Annotated in this window: 16 protein-coding genes; 3 read left to right on the top strand and 13 right to left on the bottom strand. The window is 33.3% G+C overall.

The genetic code is table 11. From position 1 onward, the window contains the following. Window positions 1-85 precede the first annotated feature (85 nt). The 5 genes from HYN56_RS01010 to HYN56_RS00990 form a co-directional block, all read right to left on the bottom strand. A complete protein-coding gene (locus HYN56_RS01010; protein ID WP_240622641.1) occupies window positions 86-919 on the bottom strand; it encodes a GIN domain-containing protein in 834 nt (277 codons plus the stop codon). A gap of 85 nt (window positions 920-1,004) precedes the next feature. Then, entirely contained in the window at window positions 1,005-1,739 is a 735-nt protein-coding gene (locus tag HYN56_RS01005; RefSeq protein ID WP_109190486.1) for a head GIN domain-containing protein, read from the bottom strand. A 3-nt stretch (window positions 1,740-1,742) separates the two neighbouring features. Beyond that, a complete protein-coding gene (locus HYN56_RS01000; protein WP_109190485.1) occupies window positions 1,743-3,476 on the bottom strand; it encodes a PspC domain-containing protein in 1,734 nt (577 codons plus the stop codon). Window positions 3,477-3,479: 3 nt separating this feature from the next. Then, window positions 3,480-3,812: a PadR family transcriptional regulator gene (locus tag HYN56_RS00995; RefSeq protein ID WP_008464689.1), complete on the bottom strand. Its 333-nt coding sequence runs from the start codon at window positions 3,810-3,812 to the stop codon at window positions 3,480-3,482. Window positions 3,813-3,941: 129 nt separating this feature from the next. Further along, window positions 3,942-4,397, bottom strand: coding sequence for a DUF4870 domain-containing protein (locus HYN56_RS00990; RefSeq protein ID WP_109190484.1), 456 nt, complete (start codon window positions 4,395-4,397; stop codon window positions 3,942-3,944). A 255-nt stretch (window positions 4,398-4,652) separates the two neighbouring features. On the opposite strand from HYN56_RS00990, the gene HYN56_RS00985 reads away from it, so the two are divergent. Further along, a complete protein-coding gene (locus HYN56_RS00985) occupies window positions 4,653-5,105 on the top strand; it encodes a DUF4442 domain-containing protein (protein ID WP_109190483.1) in 453 nt (150 codons plus the stop codon). Between the two features lie 142 nt (window positions 5,106-5,247). On the opposite strand, the gene HYN56_RS00980 is transcribed toward HYN56_RS00985, so the two are convergent. The 8 genes from HYN56_RS00980 to HYN56_RS00940 all read right to left on the bottom strand — a co-directional run bounded on the left by HYN56_RS00980 (window position 5,248) and on the right by HYN56_RS00940 (window position 14,481). Next, window positions 5,248-5,922, bottom strand: coding sequence for a hypothetical protein (locus HYN56_RS00980; protein ID WP_109190482.1), 675 nt, complete (start codon window positions 5,920-5,922; stop codon window positions 5,248-5,250). Between the two features lie 125 nt (window positions 5,923-6,047). Next, window positions 6,048-6,206: a hypothetical protein gene (locus HYN56_RS24990; protein ID WP_167398259.1), complete on the bottom strand. Its 159-nt coding sequence runs from the start codon at window positions 6,204-6,206 to the stop codon at window positions 6,048-6,050. A 591-nt stretch (window positions 6,207-6,797) separates the two neighbouring features. After that, window positions 6,798-9,038 (bottom strand): multicopper oxidase family protein, encoded by a 2,241-nt coding sequence (locus tag HYN56_RS00965; protein ID WP_109190479.1) that lies wholly within the window; start codon window positions 9,036-9,038, stop codon window positions 6,798-6,800. 202 nt (window positions 9,039-9,240) lie between these two features. Next, window positions 9,241-11,781: a heavy metal translocating P-type ATPase gene (locus HYN56_RS00960; protein WP_109190478.1), complete on the bottom strand. Its 2,541-nt coding sequence runs from the start codon at window positions 11,779-11,781 to the stop codon at window positions 9,241-9,243. Window positions 11,782-12,026: 245 nt separating this feature from the next. Further along, window positions 12,027-12,587 carry a helix-turn-helix domain-containing protein gene (locus tag HYN56_RS00955; protein ID WP_109190477.1) on the bottom strand — a complete coding sequence of 187 codons (561 nt, stop codon included), beginning with the start codon at window positions 12,585-12,587 and terminating at the stop codon, window positions 12,027-12,029. Between the two features lie 2 nt (window positions 12,588-12,589). After that, a complete protein-coding gene (locus HYN56_RS00950) occupies window positions 12,590-13,120 on the bottom strand; it encodes a DUF3347 domain-containing protein (RefSeq protein WP_109190476.1) in 531 nt (176 codons plus the stop codon). Window positions 13,121-13,217: 97 nt separating this feature from the next. Further along, a complete protein-coding gene (locus tag HYN56_RS00945) occupies window positions 13,218-13,553 on the bottom strand; it encodes a hypothetical protein (RefSeq protein ID WP_109190475.1) in 336 nt (111 codons plus the stop codon). A gap of 94 nt (window positions 13,554-13,647) precedes the next feature. Next, window positions 13,648-14,481 (bottom strand): AraC family transcriptional regulator, encoded by an 834-nt coding sequence (locus HYN56_RS00940; RefSeq protein WP_109190474.1) that lies wholly within the window; start codon window positions 14,479-14,481, stop codon window positions 13,648-13,650. Window positions 14,482-14,584: 103 nt separating this feature from the next. Here HYN56_RS00940 and HYN56_RS00935 point away from each other — a divergent pair, with 103 nt between their 5' ends. Both HYN56_RS00935 and HYN56_RS00930 read left to right on the top strand, forming a co-directional pair. Beyond that, on the top strand, window positions 14,585-15,751 hold the full coding sequence (locus HYN56_RS00935) for an MFS transporter (protein WP_109190473.1): 1,167 nt from the start codon (window positions 14,585-14,587) through the stop codon (window positions 15,749-15,751). A gap of 617 nt (window positions 15,752-16,368) precedes the next feature. After that, window positions 16,369-19,611: a SusC/RagA family TonB-linked outer membrane protein gene (locus HYN56_RS00930; protein ID WP_109190472.1), complete on the top strand. Its 3,243-nt coding sequence runs from the start codon at window positions 16,369-16,371 to the stop codon at window positions 19,609-19,611. Window positions 19,612-19,616: the final 5 nt, after the last annotated feature.

Here is a 19,616-nt window from a genome sequence, read left to right as displayed (position 1 = left end):
AATTATAAAATAAAAGCTCCGATCATCAAAAATGATCGGAGCTTTTATTTTAGTCTTTATTTGTGCTGTAAGCAAAAACTGAAAACTATTTTATCTTTTTAAATAACTTAGCTTCTTCAGAAAAACGAGTTAGTGTAATGGCCGGACTTCCTAAAAGAGAAATTTCTGCTTTATCTCCAACAGCTAACGAAAGTGTTGTTTCAACTAAAACACTTCCTACAGCATAATTTTCAGCCGTAACATTAGCGTCTTTCAAGGTGAATTTTGTTCCTGTGAACACTGAATTGTTATCCAATCTGATGGTGGCTTTTTCAGCAATACCTTCGATTGCAGCATTAGCTCTCTGATACAAATCACATTTAAATTTTATAGCAGAAACTAATGTTTTAACAGTAGCATTTTTACTCAATTGTAGACTTCCGTCTTCTGCTTTTAAATTGAGTTCTGTTTTAGATTTGTCGTCTGCGATTAGAGTGAATTTTTTTGCGTTAACATTTAGGTATAACTTAGAAAAGTCCAGACAATTCATTGTAATATTGTCTAGTTGTAATTCCTGGATGGCATAAACAATTGCTTCGTTTTTGGTAATAACCTTATTTAAAGATTTAGTGTAAGTAACTTTAACTGAAAGTTTTTTGAAAATTGTCGATTCTTTATTGGTGTATAATCGAAGTGTTTTTTCTCTTAAATCCATTCCAATGATATCATGTAAATTATCATCGGCTTCGATTTTGATTTCATTTTTTTCTCCTTGTTCCAAATAAACTTCAAGATTATCGTCAACTTCAATGGCATCAAAACTGCCCACTTCTTTTATGGAAGTAGTTACAATTTTAGAACCTTTGATTTTTTCTCTTTTTTGGGCAAAAGTGAATGTTGTGACAAATAATAATAGAAGCAGAGCTGTACTTTTTTTCATTAATTCTAGATTTGATTTTGACAAATATAAAAAAATCATCCACTTTTGATGAATGATTTCTTTTATATTTAACAGTTACTTTGTTTTAGCTTTTGCTGACATTTCCGCCAGAGCTTTCAGATTTCTCCACAGTCTTAGGAGAACCGCTGTAATTGATATTTCCACCGCTTGAAGCCTTTGCCTTTAAACTTACAATTGGACGTATAGAAACTGTTCCACCACTTGAAGCTTCTGCATGAATATCATTAGCTATTAATTTACCGGCATCAATACTTCCTCCGCTTGCAACTGAAGTGCTAAGACTTAAAGCTTTGCCTTCAATGTTTACAGAACTTCCACTGCTGGAATCCACAGAGATTTTATCCGATTCGATATTCATATTCATAGATGCTGCGCTTGAAGTTTCTAAAGTGATGTTTTCTCCTTCGATAACATTATTAGTTTTAACAGATGAAGCACTAGAAGCTTCAATCTTATCCACAACAGGCATTTTTACAGTTACTTTTTTTGATGTGATATTACGGAAAGAGTGGTATTTGCATTCGATAATCAATGTTCCGTTTTCTACTTTAGTAATAATTTCTTTTTGAAGATTATCATCGGCTTCAACAGTGATTTCTTTAGAATCAGCTTGTTCGATTACTACATCAATGGCGTTGCTTACCTTTATATTGGTAAAATCGCCCTGAACAGTTCTTTTTTCTGTTGTAACATTACCGCTGCCTTCAATTGCATTCATGTTAAAATTACATGAAGCAAATAATAAAGCAGTTATAGTTGCGATAACAAATTTTGTAATATGAATGATTATTTTGACCATGGCTTAGTTAATTTTGATTACAACTCCGTTTTTATCTGTGGTTAGTTTTCCTTTAGTTTTTTTTCCGTTTATAACTTCTTTTCCATTTATTTTTACTGAAACTTCTTTAATAGTATCATTGTCAATCGTACTTACTTCTTCAGTGTCAGTGTCATGCTCGTCGTTGTTGTTGTCTTCTGCCGGACAGTTTAAACATTTAACTTTAGAGCCTTCTACTTTATAATTGTAATCTCCATTGTAATTTAGATTAAAGAAATCATCCTCATAGTTGAAATAATCTCTAACAGAACTATCTGGTTTAAATAGTTGTCCTTCTGGTAGATATAAGTAGATGTCAACTTCTTGTCCTCTGAATTTGTTTTTTACATCTGTCAGAAAATAGTTATCCAAAATTAATTGATTTCCGTTAACCTGAAACTTATAATTGATTTTTTCTGCTCTTTTTTTAGCGTTAGTAAAAGAATTTCCTCTTGCACTTTTTTCTACCTGAATAAATGGAGCCGTTTGATCTGTGTGTAAAACATGTAAACGAACATCATTGGAATAGATCAATTCATTGTTGGCAGAATCCTGAACAAATTCAAAGTCTCTGTAATGATTCAGACTTTTTGTGTAATAATCGCTGTATTTGAACTTTACATACAATGTATCAGTTGTTTTGATTGTTATGGCTTTCTTTTCAATCACTTTATTATCATGAGAGATTTCAGTTGCCTGTTTAATTCCGATACTTGCTAAAATTGCAATAGAGATAATCCAAACTGCTAAAAGTGTATATTTTGTAATGTTTCCAATTGATTTTAAGTTTGGAGACAACAATTTAAATCCTAAAAGCGTTAAGAAAAAGAACGGTATTCCAACTGCAAACAACATTAGTAAACCAAATGACCAGATTGGATATTCTGTAAAGTTTCCTGCTTCAATAAAATTCTGCCAAGGGAAATCAACAAAAATATTAGTTCCAAGAGTAAAAACTCCGATTAACAACATGATCAAAGTTGAGATTCCGCTTATGATTAGAATTACACCTAAGAACTTAGCGAAAATTTTAAAAACCGTCATGATAAAGTCTCCAAATGAACTACTTATTCTCTCAGCTCCCGACTTTACCTGGTTTCCCATTTTGTCATAATCCGCATTTTTGAATTTTTCAGAAAGTGTATCAATTTCTTCGCGAACTTTTTTTTCGATGTTTGAAATCGTTACCGGTTCTCCTGTCATTTCTAATTTTTCTGTAGTTGTAACTGCTTCAGGAGTTACAATCCAAAGAACGAAATAAGCTAAAATTCCGGTTCCAAAACCTGCAAAAACAAAGATTAAGAAAATGATTTTAATCCAAACTGCGTCAATTCCAAAATAATGTCCTAAACCTGTAGCCACACCCCCAATTAAACCTTTCTCTTTATCACGGTATAATTTTTTGTGCTTTCTTTGCTCATAATTATTATAAGACTGATTTGGATTTTCTTCGTCTTCCAGTCTATAATCTTCCGGTTGTCCCATCACCGCAATCACTTCATCAACGTCTTTCAGTCCTACAACATGTTTTTCGCTTTTTTGTTTTTCCGACAATAATTCAGAAACACGCATTTCGATGTCTTTAATAATTTCATCCTGACCAGATGAGTTGTTAAGTGATCGTTTTATAGCGTCAAAGTAGCGTGTCAATTTTAAGTATGCATCTTCATCGATGTGAAAAAACATCCCGCCTAAGTTAATATTTACTGTTTTGTTCATGACTTATTGATTTTGATTGGTGATTAAGTTTACAGCGTCAGACAATTCTGTCCAGGTACCGCTAAGTTCGTTTAAAAAGGTTTGTCCTATCTCGGTTAATCCATAATATTTTCGTGGTGGCCCTGAGGTCGATTCTTCCCAGCGATAATTAAGTAAACCGTCATTTTTTAATCTAGTTAACAACGGATAAACAGTTCCCTCTACAACTAGTAATTTTGCGTTTTTTAAAGTGTCTAATATTTCTGATGTATAGGCATCTTTTTCTTTTAATACAGATAAGATGCAAAACTCAAGAACACCTTTGCGCATCTGTGCTTTTGTGTTTTCAATGTTCATAATTTCATTTTGTTTTTTTTTGATTGAACAATTCGTTTTTTGATTGATGATGATTGCTTTGCCAGTTCGCCCTTCTGGCTCGGGTGATTGATGATTGATTTCGAATATGACTTTTAACCTGTTTCAGGATTACTTTATAAAAGGAATCGTAATAGGATATTTGTATAATTCTCCGTTTGAAGCTTTTATTGAAGCATAGATCACTAAAAAGAATTCAACAAATTTTAATAATCCAAAAAGCACTACAGCTGTAATTCCTACGCTTAACATTCCGATGTTTCCTTCGAAGTTGAAATTTCTAATTACAAGATTTTCGTTGTACATAAATGCTTCGATTGGGATATTTTGTAGAACTACTGTTACAAAAATTGGTATAGCGATAAGTGCTAAAATCAAAGTATAAAGCAATAAGCTTAACTGAAAGTTCAAAGCCTGTTTTCCGTGATGGTCTGCAAATTCAGATTTGTCTTTGTAGTTGGTCCAGATGATTAACGGAAAAATATAGTTCCCAAACGGAATTATATATTGGCTTAATATACTCAAATGAGTAAATGCTGCTGTATTCTTTTCTGATGTTTTTTCCATGATGAGTGGTGTTGATGATTGCATGATTAAAAGTATATAGTAATTTCTTATGCAAATATATGTCTAAAAAACAGTATCTTGTTTTGCATAGTACTAATTATTAACAAAAATTTAACAATTTAAAAAGTAAGAATATGTGTTTAAATTGTTGATAATCATTCGGAAGTATTGAATTTATTGAGGTCTTTCTGATAGTTGAATAATTTATTGTGCATGCATAGTTTTTTTGTATTTTTACATAAAAAAATAAATCACATGGCACTTTCTGTATCAAAACTTAATAAGTTCGTTCTGTTTAAACTTCCTTCTGCCTACTTCTGCGGCGTACGTGTTAAGGATATAAACGATTCAAGTTGTACTGTAACAGTTAAACACAGATGGATTAATCAGAATCCTTTTAACTCGATGTATTTTGCAGTTCAGGCTATGGCGGCAGAATTAACAACAGGCGCTTTGGTTATTTCTCAAATTCAGCAAAGTGGCAAAAAGATTTCGATGTTGGTTGCTAATAACAAAGGAAACTTTACTAAAAAAGCAACGGGAAGAATAACTTTCGTATGCAATGATGGGCATTTAATTGCCGATGCTATCAAAAAAACAATCGAAACCGGAGAAGGGCAGACGTTCTGGATGAAATCTATCGGAACTAACGAAGAAGGTGTTCAGGTTTCTGAAATGGATTTTGAATGGAGTATTCGACTGAAATAGGATTTTGTTTGCCACGAATTTCACGAATTTACACTAATTATTTTTATTTAAAATTTGTGCTAATTCGTATAATTCATGGCGAAAAAACATAAAAAAAGGCTTCGAACAATTCGAAGCCTTTTGTTTATTCTATTCTCTAAATTTAAAAGTCTGCTTCATAGCCATGCCCATTTTTTCCATAAAAAATAAGCCATTTTGCTAATGAAAAAGCAATGTGTAATTTGCTCTCTATACTTGTTTCATCAGCATTTTCTGGTGGATATTTTTCATTTTTTAGATATTCCAGATTGTTTTCTCTAGCAATTTTTAAAGCTTTTTCCATTAAACGATTTCCATAATCTAATGCTTCGTCAGCAAATTTAGTATCCCAAGCTTCATTTACTAAATCTTCGCCAATTACATCGACGCAATCAGATAGAAATTGGCCTCTAAATACATTTTCATCTTGCCCCATTGCTCGGTAAATTGGTACAGCATCAGGTTCTTTAGATAGTTCAATTACATAAAAGCCATTATATTCTTTTAGAAAATCCTCTTCAGAGAGTTCCTTGTCACTTTCATTGTACCTTTCCCTTATCCAGTCATTCGCAATTTGATCATATCCAACTCTAGGTGCTTTGATAGTTTCATAACTCTGAATTTGGTTTTCAAACCATTCTTCCAGAAGCTCTTCTTTAGACAAAACCTTTTTTCCTTTTAGTTTGTCAAAGAAGCTGAGTTCCTGTTTTTCTTTTCCTTGAATAATATGCATTATTTGTTTGAATCTATTTTCAAATCCAGGTTTGGGTTTTCCCAAAGGTCTCATGTCTAATCCCATAAAATTTAGGTGTTGGTTTATTTAAGCAATGAAATTCAAATATATACAGAATTTTCTTTGGTTTTTATTTTGACTACAAAAAAAGGCTTCGAACAATCCGAAGCCTTTTACTTTATAATTTACTGTTACTTTTTGGTACAGCAAGATTTTTTATCTTTTTTGTCTGCTGTCTTTTTACAGCAGGATTCTTTTTTAGCTTTATCTTTTGATGCTGGTTTTGTGTCCTGAGCACTTACGCTAATTGTAAATAAAGCAACGGTAACGATTGTAATTACTTTTGTCATTTTGTTTTAATTGTTTTTTGTTAGAAGAATTATAATTGAGTGAATCAAATATAGAAGTATTTCTTAAGGTTGATTCTTACAATTTTGTTAATGTTTTGTCAATAATGATTTGACAAAAAAAGAAAATCTTTTAGAAACTTTATTTAGAATTTCGATTATAAGATCTCTTTATCAAATACTGAACAAGAACGATGACCAATATAATAATGGCGATCAAAATTTCTAAACCTATCAATCCAACAAAAGGCATTCCGCAACGAATTTGTCCGTTTGATTCTGCTCGCAGTTTGTTTGAAAGTATATTAAACGCAATGATAAAAAATATAAATTGAGAAAAAAAGGTAATTAAACAGACTTTAAAAAAAGTTAGTTTTATGCTTTCGCCAATTGCTTTTCTTCCAAATATAATTTGAAAAATCATTGGCGAAAACAATAATAAAAGGAAAAGAATTTGGTTCATAATAGTTAATTAAATTGGTTTTTTTAATGTTTTTTGTCATTCCAAAATTAATGCCATTGTACAATCCAGGCTTTTTCGATTTTACCAATTATCCATTTTTTACATCTTTTAATATGAATTTAAATCACAAATCAATAATTCAAATTAACCCCAAAACCAATTCCCATATCGCTGTCATAATGCGTCGTAATTCCGAAGTTTCTGGCGACGATATATTTCAATCCTGCCATATATTCTTTATCCGTATTCCACATTAAATTCATTCGAAGTCTTTTCGAAAGCGGAATATCTTTTCGTTCAAACTGTAAACGAACATTTCCATCGGTATAAACCTCAACTTGCGCTTTTATAAGCATTGGTAAAGTATATTCCGCACCTAAACTGAAAACCGAACGATTGTCTTTGGTGTTTTTTTGTCCAAAAAGATTTTGTTCCTGTTCGTCCATTCCCATTTTTCTATAACGCCAGTCAAAACCGATGAAAGGCATCAGCCATTGATTTTTTCCGATATATCTACCAATATGTGTTTCAGTTTCATAACCATGTTTATCATTATAACCCAATCTCCATTCCGTTCCAATGCTCCAGCGTGTGTTACTGAACATCGCTTCACCGTCATTTCCATTGCTGGCAAAGTCATTTTCTGCCATAAAATGAAACATTCGGTCATCCATTTTCAACATTTTAAAAGCCATTTCAGGATGATGAATCAACGGATTTGGCGCTGAATTTTCGTAGGTAAAAATTCTTCCCATTCCCGCCATCATGTGATATAGAATGTGACAATGAAAAAACCAGTCGCCATCGGCATTTGCCTGAAATTCGATGGTGTCGGTTTCCATTGGCATAATATCAATCACATTTTTTAGAGGAGAATAATCGCCGTGTTCGTTTAGAATTCTAAAATCATGTCCGTGTAAATGCATCGGATGGCGCATCATCGAACCATTATATAAAACGATACGAACGTTTTCTCCCTTTTTTATTAAAATTTTATCAGTTTCAGAAACTACTTTATTGTCCAAACTCCAAACATAACGATTCATATTTCCGGAAAGCGTAAAACGTAATTCTTTTACAGGAGCGTCTTTTGGGAGATTAGTTTTAAAAGGAGATTTCAGCATTCCGTAATTCAAAGTCACAATTTCAGAAGTTTCAGTGCTGTCACTTTCTATTTTCATAGCTTCCATATTATGCATCGAATGATCCATAACAGGTTTTGCATTTTCATCTTCACCAGAAATTTCAGGATACATTACAGCATTCATGTCCATTTTGTTGAGTGACATATTCATGCCCATATCGTTCATGTCGCCGTTCATTTTCATCATATCATTCATCATTTTCATCCCTTCGAAATATTTTAATTTCGAAAGATGATGAACGGGTTGTTTTTCGCCATTCCCTAAAAATAAAGAAGCAGATCCTGTTCTGTCTTCTGCTGTAGCCAAAAAAGCAAAAGCTTTATGGTCTTCGGGAATGGTAACCACAACATCATACGTTTCAGAAACCGTAATAATCAAACGATCGACTTCTACAGGTTCTACATCATTTCCGTCACTTGCAACAACGGTGATCTTCCCTCCGCCATAAGTCAGCCAGAAATAACTGGAAGCACCTCCGTTGGCAATTCGTAAGCGGACTTTTGAACCCGGTTTAAGATCTGAAAATTGTTGTTCATTTTTACCATTAATCAGAAACTTTTCATAATAAACATCGCTGACATCCATTGCGTTCATTCGTTTCCATTCGTTGGTTACTTTGGTCGAAAAATGTCCTTGTTTGATGGCTTCAAAATAACTTTGTGTAGTTCCTTTTTTAATGGCAAACCAATCATTGGCATTATGAAGCATTCGCTGAATATTCTCTGGTTTCAAATCTGACCATTCGCTTAAAATAACTGGAATCGTTGGCAAATCGTCAATTCCTTTTCGGATAGTTGAATCGTCTTCTTTCTTATTGATGATAAAAAGTCCGTACAAACCAATTTGTTCCTGTAACCCCGAGTGACTGTGATACCAATAGGTTCCATTTTGAATAATTGGAAAAGTATATTTATGAGTTGTTCCCGGTTCAATCGGCATTTGTGTTAAATAGGGAACTCCGTCTTCTTTATTTGGAAGAAATAATCCATGCCAGTGCATCGAAGTGGTTTCTTTTTTTAATTCGTTATGGACATAAATTTCTGCAATATCGCCTTCGGTAAAAGTTAGAGTCGGCATCGGAATTTGTCCGTTCACTGCAATCGCACGTTTTTCTTTACCCGAAAAATTGACAACCGTATCGCGAACATGTAAATCGTAACGTACGACTTTTTGTGCCTTTAGGTGAAAAGCGATTAAGAAAAATATAAAGAGGTATTTGATTTTCATGATAAATTATAATTTTAAATCGTTGGTCTACATTGAACACAATTTATTTTTAACACATAGAGACATAGATTTATTTGTCTAAAAAAAAGAGAATATAAAAGAAACTAGTTTCCACACATAGCTATGTGTATTGTAACAAGTGAAACGCCTTTACGCACAATGCAAAGCTATGTTTCTATGTGTTGAAATAATTGCGCCCAACCTACAATTTTAGATTTCTCAATCGCAAAGCATTTACGATTACCGAAACAGAACTCAAACTCATTGCCACGGCAGCCAACATTGGCGAAAGCAAGATTCCTAAAAACGGATATAAAATTCCTGCTGCAATTGGCACGCCCAAAGTATTATAGATAAAAGCAAAGAATAAATTCTGTTTGATATTTGACATTACAGCATGGCTGAGGTTTTTAGCTTTTACGATTCCGTTTAAATCTCCTTTTACAAGCGTTATTTTAGCGCTTTCGATTGCAACATCAGTTCCTGTTCCCATTGCAATTCCGATATTAGATTGCGCTAAAGCCGGAGCATCGTTGATTCCGTCTCCCGCCATGGCAACAATTTTTCCTTGAGCTTGAAGACGTTCAATTTCTTTTAATTTATCGTGTGGAAGACAATCTGCTTTAAAAGAACTCAAATGCAAATGTTCGGCAACTGCTTTTGCGGTGTTATAATTATCTCCCGTCATCATGATAACCTCAACGCCTTGATCGATTAATTCTTTGATCGCTTTAGCACTGTTTTCTTTAATGGCATCAGTAATGGCAACATAACCTAAAACAACATTTTCAATTGCGATGTACGAAATAGTTTTTCCTAAATTTTGTTCAACAGTTACTTTCTGTTCTAAATCAGAAGAAACAGAAGCACCGATTTCGTCCATTAATTTTTTATTTCCTAAAGCTACTTTTTTGCTTTCGATAGTTCCTAAAACACCTTTTCCTGCAATAGTTTCGAAACCTTGAACTTCTTTTAAAACACTGTTTTTTGATTTCGCAAAATTAACTACGGCTTGCGCCAATGGATGCTCGCTGTGTTGATTTAAAGAAGCAATATTTTGAAGCAGAAAATCTTCCTCATTAGTAACCGAATAGACTTTTTCTACAGATGGTTTTCCTTCTGTAATGGTTCCTGTTTTGTCGGTAATTAAAACATCAATTTTATTCATGTTTTCTAGAGCTTCGGCATTTTTTATTAAAATTCCGTTTTGAGCGCCTTTTCCAACACCAACCATGACCGACATTGGAGTTGCGAGTCCGAGCGCGCAAGGACAAGCAATAATTAAAACGGCAATTGCATTAATTAATCCGTAAACATAGGCTGGTTCAGGACCGAATTTCGCCCAGATAAAAAAGGTTACAATTGAAATAATAACTACAGTCGGCACGAAATATTTAGAAACGTGATCCGCTAATTTCTGAATTGGAGCGCGAGATCTGCTGGCGTCATTTACCATTTGGATAATCTGCGAAAGCATCGTTTCTGAACCTACTTTTTCAGCAATCATCACAAACGATTTTGTGCCGTTTATGGTTCCAGAAATAACAGTATCGCCAACTTTTTTATCTACTGGAATTGGTTCTCCCGTAATCATCGATTCGTCGATACTACTTTCTCCAGTAGTTATTTTTCCATCAACCGGAATTTTTTCTCCTGGTTTTACACGAAGTAAATCGCCCTTTTTAATGTTATGAATAGAAATTACTTTGTCAATTCCGTTTTCAACTAAAGTTGCTTCAGTTGGTGCTAATTTTAATAATTCTTTAATGGCGCCGTTAGTTTGTCCATGCGCTTTGGCTTCCAATAATTGTCCTAATAAAACTAAAGTGATAATTACGGTTGCGGCTTCAAAATACAAATGGATGGTTCCGTGATGTGATTTAAATTCGGCTGGAAAAATATCTGGAAAAAACATTCCGACAATACTAAAAAGGAAAGCAACACTAGTTCCGATTCCAATTAAAGTAAACATATTTAAATTCCATGTCACAATTGATTTGTATGCACGAACAAAAAACATCCAGCCTGCATAAAATAAAACTGGAATAGAAAATAATAACTGAACCCAATTCCATTTTTCAATAGACATTATATTGTAAAGTGGATTATTCGGAATCATTTCTGACATCGAAATAATGAAAATAGGAAGCGTAAACAAAATCGCAATTTTCATTTTTTTCAATAAATCAGAATAGGTCTTGTTTTCTTCACTTTCTGAAGCTTGCATTGGAATCAAATCCATTCCGCAAATCGGACAGTCACCTGGTTCGTTTGATACAATTTCCGGATGCATGGGACAAATAAATTGAGTTGCTGTGATGGCAACCTGAGGCACTAAATCCATTCCGCACACTGGGCAGTCACCAGGTTTGTTATAAGTTTTGTCGCCTTCGCAATGCATTGGGCAATAATAAACGCCATTTGCACTGTGCTGATTCACTTTTTTAGTTTCTGCTTTATGATGATCGTGATTGTGACCGTTATTTTCTTTTTTATGGCTAGAACAGCAAGATTTAGTTTCGCCATGATTTTTAGGAGAATCCATTTCAATAGTATAATTTCCTGCTGCCGATAAAACTTCTTGAAATTTTTCTGTTGGAACATGCTTTTCCATTGTTATGGTAGCCGTCGGCGGATTTAGAGTAACTTCTGCCTGAACGCCTTCTACTTCATTTAAAGTTTTTTCGACTTTGGTTCGGCATCCGTTGCAAGACATTCCTGAAATTATATATTGATGAGTCATTGTATTGGTTTTTAAGTATTACAATGCAAATTTCCGAAGCATCTGTGAGTTCGGTTTGTAGAATTTTGGGAATGATTTGTAAGATTTACTAAATGGTGTTTTTTAACCGCAAAGAGCGCTAAGATTTACGCAAAGCACGCTAAGTTTTTTTCTGTTTTGAGATTAAAAAAAGTTCGCAAAGCTTTGTATACATAACTTTGCGAACCTTGCGTAAATCTTAGCGCTCTTTGCGGTTAAATAAATAACTACAAATTCTCGATTTGAATACGTTTGTTATCTTTCAATTGTTTGAATGAAGTAGGAGTGTAGCCCGTAATTTTCTTGAATTGATTGCTCAAATGTGCCACATTACTATAATTTAAAATATCTGCAATTTCGCTTAACGAAAGCTCATTGTAAATTAAAAGCTCTTTTACTTTTTCAATTTTCTGGCTTATAAAATACTTTTCGATAGTTGTATTTTCAATTTCTGAAAACAAATTGCTCAGAGTGCTGTAATCCTGATTGAGATTTTCGACTAAATAATCAGATAAATTGATTTTGAGTTCGCTGTTTTTATGATGGACCAAATCGACAATCAGATTTTTTATCTTCTCGATGGTTTTGGTTTTTTTATCATCCAATAAATCAAAACCTAACGATTGCAGGTTTTTAAGCAAAACCTCTTTTTGAGAATCGGTGATTTCATTTTGCAGCTCGACTTCGCCTAATTCAACAGAAATAGTTTGGAGTCCGAGTTTTTCAAACTCAGACTCCACAACCATTTTGCATCGGGCACACACCATGTTTTTGATGTAGAGCTTCATATTTATTTGATCGTTTCTACCACGTTTCCGCAAGTTAGCATTGATGAACCGTAATATGGATTCTTAACTACTTTTTCTTTGCTTAACCAGTCAGCATCAGCCATTGGGCAATATTGTTTGTAGATTGGTTCTGTTGGGTTTGAAACTTTTATCAAATCATAAGTGCTTTTAGATAATGATTTAAAAGTCTCACGTTGTTTTTTAAGATCTGTTGTAGCTGAAATACTTTTGGCATCGGCAGTTAATTTTTTAACTACTTTCATCCAAACCGTATGTTCGTTGCTTTTCAGTTTGTCCATTTTTACAGCTGTAATTGCTGTAAGTAAATCTTTGGCTTTCGCCGAAGTCAGTTTGCTGTCACTTTTGATAAGTGCATCTTTTACTGTAAAATAAGCATCGTAAACAGATTGAAGCTGACTTGCATCAACGATTTCTGTTGTTCCTGTTTCTGATTTTGTTGTATTTGCCTGAATAGTATTTGCACTAAATAATACTGTAAGCACCGTTGCTAAAGCTATGATTGATTTTTTCATTGTATATAATATTTGGTAAAGGAATTTATTTCCTTTAAAATTAATTAAAAAAGTTGATTTCAAAAAGACCCAATATGGGCTGTAATAAATGCAATAATTATATTTTCGGCTTTAGCCAAATAGAAGTAAATCCAGAAGAAATAGAAGAATTACTATAAGAGGAAATCTTATTTTTTAAAGAAAAATTGAAAACATCGTTTTGCAAATCAAGATCATTTGAAGTCAAAATAACAAATTGCAATGCTGAACTTGTACAACCCGAATGACGACACTTTCCGTCACAATTGTGTTTTTCTTGTTTTGAAGTTTTCTTTTCACAGCATTTGTTAGAACAGCTGTTTTTTTCTTTAGAAGTAATTTCTTTGTGATGCATTGTATTGCATGCATAGTTATAATCTGGATTCAAAAGAAAAACCAGAGTTGCGAAAAGCATCAATATGTGGATCTTTTTGGACAAAGAAATTGTTTTTAGAAGTACAAATTTAGTTAAAAAACTTCGAGCAAATCATTATTTAAGATTTCGCTAACTAGAGTTTTTTAAAATCAGTGGGTTTCATGTTTTTACGTTTTTTGAAATAGTTCGTCAAATGACTTTCATCGGTAAAACCAAATTCGTACGCAATCTGCTTAATTGGCAATTGATTGTTATGAAATCTTTTCTCTATTAAAGTAGTTCTCAGATTATGAATGTATTCACGATAACTAACTCCAAAAGTTCTTTTAAAATAGGCACTGAAATAGGTGTGAGCAATATTAAAATGTTCTGCAATTACTTTTACTTGTACCAATTTTGGCTGATAAATATTCTGATGAATATAATTCGCAATTTGTTCATTGTCTAAATGTGTCGATTGCATTTGAAGATTCATACAGCGAATGGTTTCTTTAATCAAACCAAAAATCGAAAGTATCTGATAAAAAACAATCGGAGAAGTGGTAACATCAATATAACGATCGTAGGTTACAATATTTTCGACAGTGTTTTTTAAAATTGTTTTACAAGGTTCATCAAACTTTAAAACGGTCTCTTTTAGGATTTTATCCCTCATGAAACTTTCTGGAGTATTGACCAAAAATTCATCGCAGGTAAGGTTTTGCTTAGAGTTGAAATAATTATCGGTGAATTTGATAAAAATGAATCCTGTGCTTTTCCTGATATCAAAGTAATGTTCATCATCTGGCGAAATTACAAAGAGATCTCCCGCTTTATAAGGAAGAAGGTTGTTATTCAAATGATGAATACCGCTTCCTTTCTTGATATAGATGATTTCGTAATACGTATGAGTATGTGGCGGAAGGTGAAATTTTTCTTCCTCAAATTCATCCAATACTAGTGTTTTAAACTGATTTAATTTAGGCATAACTTAAATTTACAATTTTATATCGCAAATATACAATTTCTGATTGAGTTAACGGTGTTAAATTTGCAACGTAGAAATCTATTCCTTTCTACATTAAATTAAAATGAAAAAAAGTCTTATTGCACTCTCTTTAGGAGGGTTAACTATTGGAATTACAGAATTTGTAATGATGGGCCTTTTGCCTGATATTGCCAAAGATATGAAAGTTTCAATTCCCGTTGCAGGATATTTAATATCATCTTATGCGCTAGGAGTTGTTATTGGAGCACCTTTATTAGTAATCGCAGGAAGAAATTATGCGCCAAAAAAAATGCTTTTGATTTTAGCATTAATGTTGGCTGTTTTTAATGCACTGTCCATTATTGCTCCGGATTATAATGTTTTATTTGCTTCTCGTTTTCTTTCCGGTTTGCCTCACGGAGCATTTTTTGGAGTTGGGGCAGTAGTCGCAAGCCGTTTGGCAGATAAAGGAAAAGAAGCGCAGGCAATCTCAATTATGTTTGCTGGATTAACTATTGCAAACTTAATAGGTGTACCAATCGGAACTTATATAGGTCATCATTTTATCTGGCGTTATACTTTTGTCTTAATTGCATTTGTGGGATTATTGACATTCTTAGCTATTTATTTATGGATGCCGAATCTGGAAAAAGGAGAAAGCGTGAATATGAAAACACAGCTTCAGTTTTTTAAAAGGACAGAAGCCTGGCTGATTATCGGAATAACGGCAATTGGTTTTGGAGGTTTGTTTGCCTGGATCAGTTATATTGCCCCTTTATTAATTAATGTTTCTAAATTTTCACCGGAAGATGTTTCCTCAATTTTAGTTTTAGCGGGACTTGGGATGGTCGTTGGAAACTTTGTTGGAGGAAAACTGGCTGATAGATTTTCACCGGCACCTACGACATTAGCTTTGCTATTAGTAATGTCAACAGATTTAGTTTTGGTTTATTTCTTCTCTTTTAACCAATACGTATCTTTATTTTTAACCTTCTTAACGGGAGCGATCTCTTTCTCTGTTATTGCGCCAATTCAAATGCTGATGATTCGTACTGCAAAAGGTGCAGAGATGATTGCTTCAGCATCACTTCAAGGAAGCTTTAATATAGGTAATGCTTTAGGAGCTTTTCTTGGCGGATTGCCTTTAGCAGCAGGCTTTAGTTACTCATCTCCAAACTTAATTGGTGTTGTAATGTCGATTATAGGAATGGTTATTACATTCGTATTGATGAGGTTACACCGTAAGCAAGTTGCGGTTCAGCATATTTAAAAACAATTTTTACTTCTTTTTAAAGCCCTTAACTTTTGTTTAAGGGCCTTTTTTTATGTTAAAGCTTGATTCATTTAAGTCTGATATTGTCTTTTTTGTTTGTTTTGTAGGATAATACACTTTAAAAATATAAGCATTTTATTTCAGTTCTTTATTTTTTTTAGCATCTTCTTAACTTTTTAAGTGTAAAAATAACACCTAATAATTTCGTAATTAATATTCATGTAATCGATTGTTTTTTTTATAAAAATAGAATCAAATGAACGATTAATAATAATATTTTTAATATTTTAAGTTAATATAAATTACATATCTCATATAAAAAAGCAGTAAAAATTTCAATATGTAATTTTTTTTAGCAAATTTTTATGAGAATTTATTTTTCGTTTAAAAAAAATATCTATGTTTGTGTAATCGATTACAACATTTTTTTTGAAGTTCGAAATCGATTAAGTGATGCGAACTAAAAAGTAACAGGAATTAACACTGTTATTTGAGGATATAGGAAAATTAAGAATAAAATAATACCTGTAATAATTTAAAAAATGAATTGAAAGTAACCACAAAAAACCACTTAAACCAAAACGAAGAAAAATTAACAACTTAAACAATCAACCATGAACTTTAAAGAACTATTAAACAAAGGAGCAAATTTTTGCTTTAAACTTGTTTTCTTACTGTGCTTATTGATCGGCAGTCAAATGCATGCACAGGGCACAACTATAGAGGGAACCGTGAAAGATGCCGCAGGACTTTCTTTACCAGGAGTAAATGTCCTGGAGAAAGGAACCAAGAACGGAACTTCTACTGACTTTGACGGTCACTTTAAAATAAAACTAACCAATCCGAAAGCTGTTTTAAGCTTTTCTTTTATTGGTTTTAAAAGTATTGATGTATCTACAGAAGGAAAATCTAAAGTAAATGCAACGATGATTGAAGATTCTAACAACCTGAATGAGGTTGTTGTAATTGGATACGGGACTTCTAAGAAATCTGATTTGACGGGAGCTGTATCTACTATTTCAGGTAATGATCTTAAAAAAGTACCGGTAGCAAATGTTGCTGAAGCTTTAACGGGTAGAATTGCAGGTGTGCAGGTTATGTCGGCTGAAGGTTCTCCAGATGCTGATATTAGAATTAGAGTTCGTGGAGGAGGATCTCTTACGCAGGATGCTTCGCCTTTAATTATTGTGGATGGATTTCCTATTAATAACATGAATGATATTTCGTCATCTGATATCGAAACAATGACTGTTTTAAAAGATGCTGCTTCTACAGCAATCTATGGATCTCGTGGTGCAAATGGAGTAATTTTAATTACAACAAAAAGTGGAAAAGACGGAAAAATTGCTGTGAATTTCAATATGTTCTATGGTATGAAAACCATGGCTAATGAAATAGACGTTTTATCTCCTGAGGATTACACTAAATGGCAGTATGAATATGCATTACTTTCACAAACGGGAACAAAAGTAGCTTCGGATCCAACGTCTTACACTAAATATTTTGGAAACTGGCAGGATCACGATATGTACAATGGTGTAAAAGGAAATGATTGGCAAAAACAGATTTTTGGTCGTAGAGGTGAGGTACAAAGCCGTGATTTAGGAATTAGAGGCGGAACGGATAAGCTTAATTACAATTTTAACTATGCTCATTACGATGAAAAAGCAATTATGCTTGGTTCAAATTACAGAAGAAACAACCTTGCATTGGCTTTAAAGAGTAAAATAAGTGATAAAATTGATGTTGGTTTTACAGTGCGTTATTCTGATACTGAGATTGATGGTGGAGGTGTAAATGAACAAAATGAAAAATCTTCATCAGACTCTCGTATGCGTACTATTGTGGGTTATGCACCAATTCCAGTATCTGGGTTGACTTCTGATGATGTTTCTGGGGACGGAACAGATGTATTAATAAATCCTTTAAGATCTATTTCAGATAATCAACGTCAGCAGTTTCGTAAGAACTTTAATATGTTGGGAAGTTTTGGATGGGAATTGGTTGATAATTTAAAATTGAAAGTAGATTTAGGTCTTGATAATTACAACAGTTTAGATTATCGTTATTATGGACGTAGTACTTACTATGTAGCTAATGCTCCAGCTAGTACATTACAGGGTAAACCAGCCATGGTTATTACAGACGGTAAAGAAAGACGTTTTAGAAATGCAAATACGTTGAATTACGATTTCAAAAAAATAATGGGCGAAGATCATCATTTGACAGCTCTTATAGGAGAAGAAAGTATTAATTATGAAGTGAATACTGTGACTTCTACGATTCATGGATATCCTTCTTTTTTCGATTTTAATCAGGCAAAAACATTAACATCACAAGGCACGCCTCAAGCAGTTGATAATTATTATAATCCGGATGATAGATTATTGTCATTTTTCGGACGTGCAAATTACGACTATAAAAATCGTTACATCTTATCGGCTACCTTTAGGGCAGATGGATCTAGTAAATTTTTATCACAAAATCGTTGGGGTTATTTTCCGGCTTTTGCAGCAGGATGGAAAATCTCTGAAGAGCGTTTCTTAAAAGGAACATCATGGATTGATCTTTTAAAAATTAGAGCTAGTTATGGTGAAGCAGGAAATAATAATATCCCTGTGGGACAACAAACTCAAATTTTTCAATCTATTCCAACAACATGGATTAATGGCGTTACTAGTGTTTGGGCAATTCCAAAAACAATGCCTAATCCTGATTTGAAATGGGAAACTACGGTAACTCAGAATGTTGGTTTGGATTTTGGATTCTTCAAAAATCGTTTAAGTGGTAATTTTGATGTTTATAAAAACGTTACAAGTGACCTATTGATCAATTTCCCAGTTCCAGGATCTGGATATGAATACCAATACCGTAATATGGGAGAAACTCAAAACACAGGTTTTGAGGCGACTATAAATGTTGTGGCAATTGAAAAAGCAAAATACGGATTGAATTTTTCATTTAATGTGGGAATAAATAAAAACCGTATAAACTCATTAGGTATCATGAATGATTTTGGAGCAGCTACTGGTTGGGCTTCTACACAAATTGGAGATGATTATTTAATAGCAGTGGGTTCTTCTTTAGGAACAATGTATGGCTATAAAAATGATGGTAGATATGAAGTTTCAGACTTTGATTATGTTGGAGGGAAATATGTTTTAAAAGAAGGTGTAACTCCTACACTGCCTACTTTAGTGGGAGATGGAAGTGGTCTTAAACCTGGAGATATGAAATTGAAGGATGTTAATGGAGATGGTAAAGTGGATTTAACCGACAAAACAGTTATTGGTAATTATAACCCTAAAAGTACAGGTGGTTTTGTGATTAATGGTAATGCTTATGGTTTTGATTTAATGGCTGCTTTCAACTGGAGTATTGGTAATGATGTTTATAATGCTGATAAGATTGAATTTTCAACAGCTACAGCTTCAGGACAGTATAAAAATTTAAATTCTACTATGGCTGATGGAAAAAGATGGACGAATTTGGATCCGGTTTCTGGTCAGTTAGTAACAGATCCTGATGCATTAGCAGCTCTTAACGCTAATACAACGATGTGGTCTCCATATATGAGAAGTGCTATATTTACAGATTGGGCTGTGGAAGACGCATCATTTTTGAGATTAAATACTTTAACATTAGGATATACGGCGCCTGAGATGTTTACATCTAAACTTGGAGTTTCTAAATTGAGATTCTATATGACAGCAAGCAATGTTTTTGTTTGGACTAACTATTCGGGTTCTGATCCGGAAGTTTCAACTAAAAGAAAAAACCCTCTTACACCTGGGGTTGATTCAAGTCCTTATCCAAGAAGCAGACAAATGGTTTTTGGGATGAATCTTAATTTCTAATTTTA

It is taken from the genome of Flavobacterium crocinum (assembly GCF_003122385.1).
Lineage (GTDB): Bacteria > Bacteroidota > Bacteroidia > Flavobacteriales > Flavobacteriaceae > Flavobacterium > Flavobacterium crocinum.
Note: the sequence above shows the minus strand (reverse complement) of the source record. Positions and strands in the feature narration are given on the sequence as shown.

What these genes read in the sequence shown, in the direction of transcription:
- HYN56_RS00995 (WP_008464689.1), bottom strand. Translation starts at nt 3,812, where the DNA reads ATGAACATTGAAAACACAAAAGCACAGATGCGCAAAGGTGTTCTTGAG.
- HYN56_RS00990 (WP_109190484.1), bottom strand. Translation starts at nt 4,397, where the DNA reads ATGGAAAAAACATCAGAAAAGAATACAGCAGCATTTACTCATTTGAGT.
- HYN56_RS00940 (WP_109190474.1), bottom strand. Translation starts at nt 14,481, where the DNA reads ATGCCTAAATTAAATCAGTTTAAAACACTAGTATTGGATGAATTTGAG.
- HYN56_RS24990 (WP_167398259.1), bottom strand. Translation starts at nt 6,206, where the DNA reads ATGACAAAAGTAATTACAATCGTTACCGTTGCTTTATTTACAATTAGC.
- HYN56_RS00980 (WP_109190482.1), bottom strand. Translation starts at nt 5,922, where the DNA reads ATGGGATTAGACATGAGACCTTTGGGAAAACCCAAACCTGGATTTGAA.
- HYN56_RS00945 (WP_109190475.1), bottom strand. Translation starts at nt 13,553, where the DNA reads ATGCTTTTCGCAACTCTGGTTTTTCTTTTGAATCCAGATTATAACTAT.
- HYN56_RS00965 (WP_109190479.1), bottom strand. Translation starts at nt 9,038, where the DNA reads ATGAAAATCAAATACCTCTTTATATTTTTCTTAATCGCTTTTCACCTA.
- HYN56_RS00950 (WP_109190476.1), bottom strand. Translation starts at nt 13,120, where the DNA reads ATGAAAAAATCAATCATAGCTTTAGCAACGGTGCTTACAGTATTATTT.
- HYN56_RS00955 (WP_109190477.1), bottom strand. Translation starts at nt 12,587, where the DNA reads ATGAAGCTCTACATCAAAAACATGGTGTGTGCCCGATGCAAAATGGTT.
- HYN56_RS00985 (WP_109190483.1), top strand. Translation starts at nt 4,653, where the DNA reads ATGGCACTTTCTGTATCAAAACTTAATAAGTTCGTTCTGTTTAAACTT.
- HYN56_RS00935 (WP_109190473.1), top strand. Translation starts at nt 14,585, where the DNA reads ATGAAAAAAAGTCTTATTGCACTCTCTTTAGGAGGGTTAACTATTGGA.
- HYN56_RS01005 (WP_109190486.1), bottom strand. Translation starts at nt 1,739, where the DNA reads ATGGTCAAAATAATCATTCATATTACAAAATTTGTTATCGCAACTATA.
- HYN56_RS00960 (WP_109190478.1), bottom strand. Translation starts at nt 11,781, where the DNA reads ATGACTCATCAATATATAATTTCAGGAATGTCTTGCAACGGATGCCGA.
- HYN56_RS00930 (WP_109190472.1), top strand. Translation starts at nt 16,369, where the DNA reads ATGAACTTTAAAGAACTATTAAACAAAGGAGCAAATTTTTGCTTTAAA.
- HYN56_RS01000 (WP_109190485.1), bottom strand. Translation starts at nt 3,476, where the DNA reads ATGAACAAAACAGTAAATATTAACTTAGGCGGGATGTTTTTTCACATC.
- HYN56_RS01010 (WP_240622641.1), bottom strand. Translation starts at nt 919, where the DNA reads ATGAAAAAAAGTACAGCTCTGCTTCTATTATTATTTGTCACAACATTC.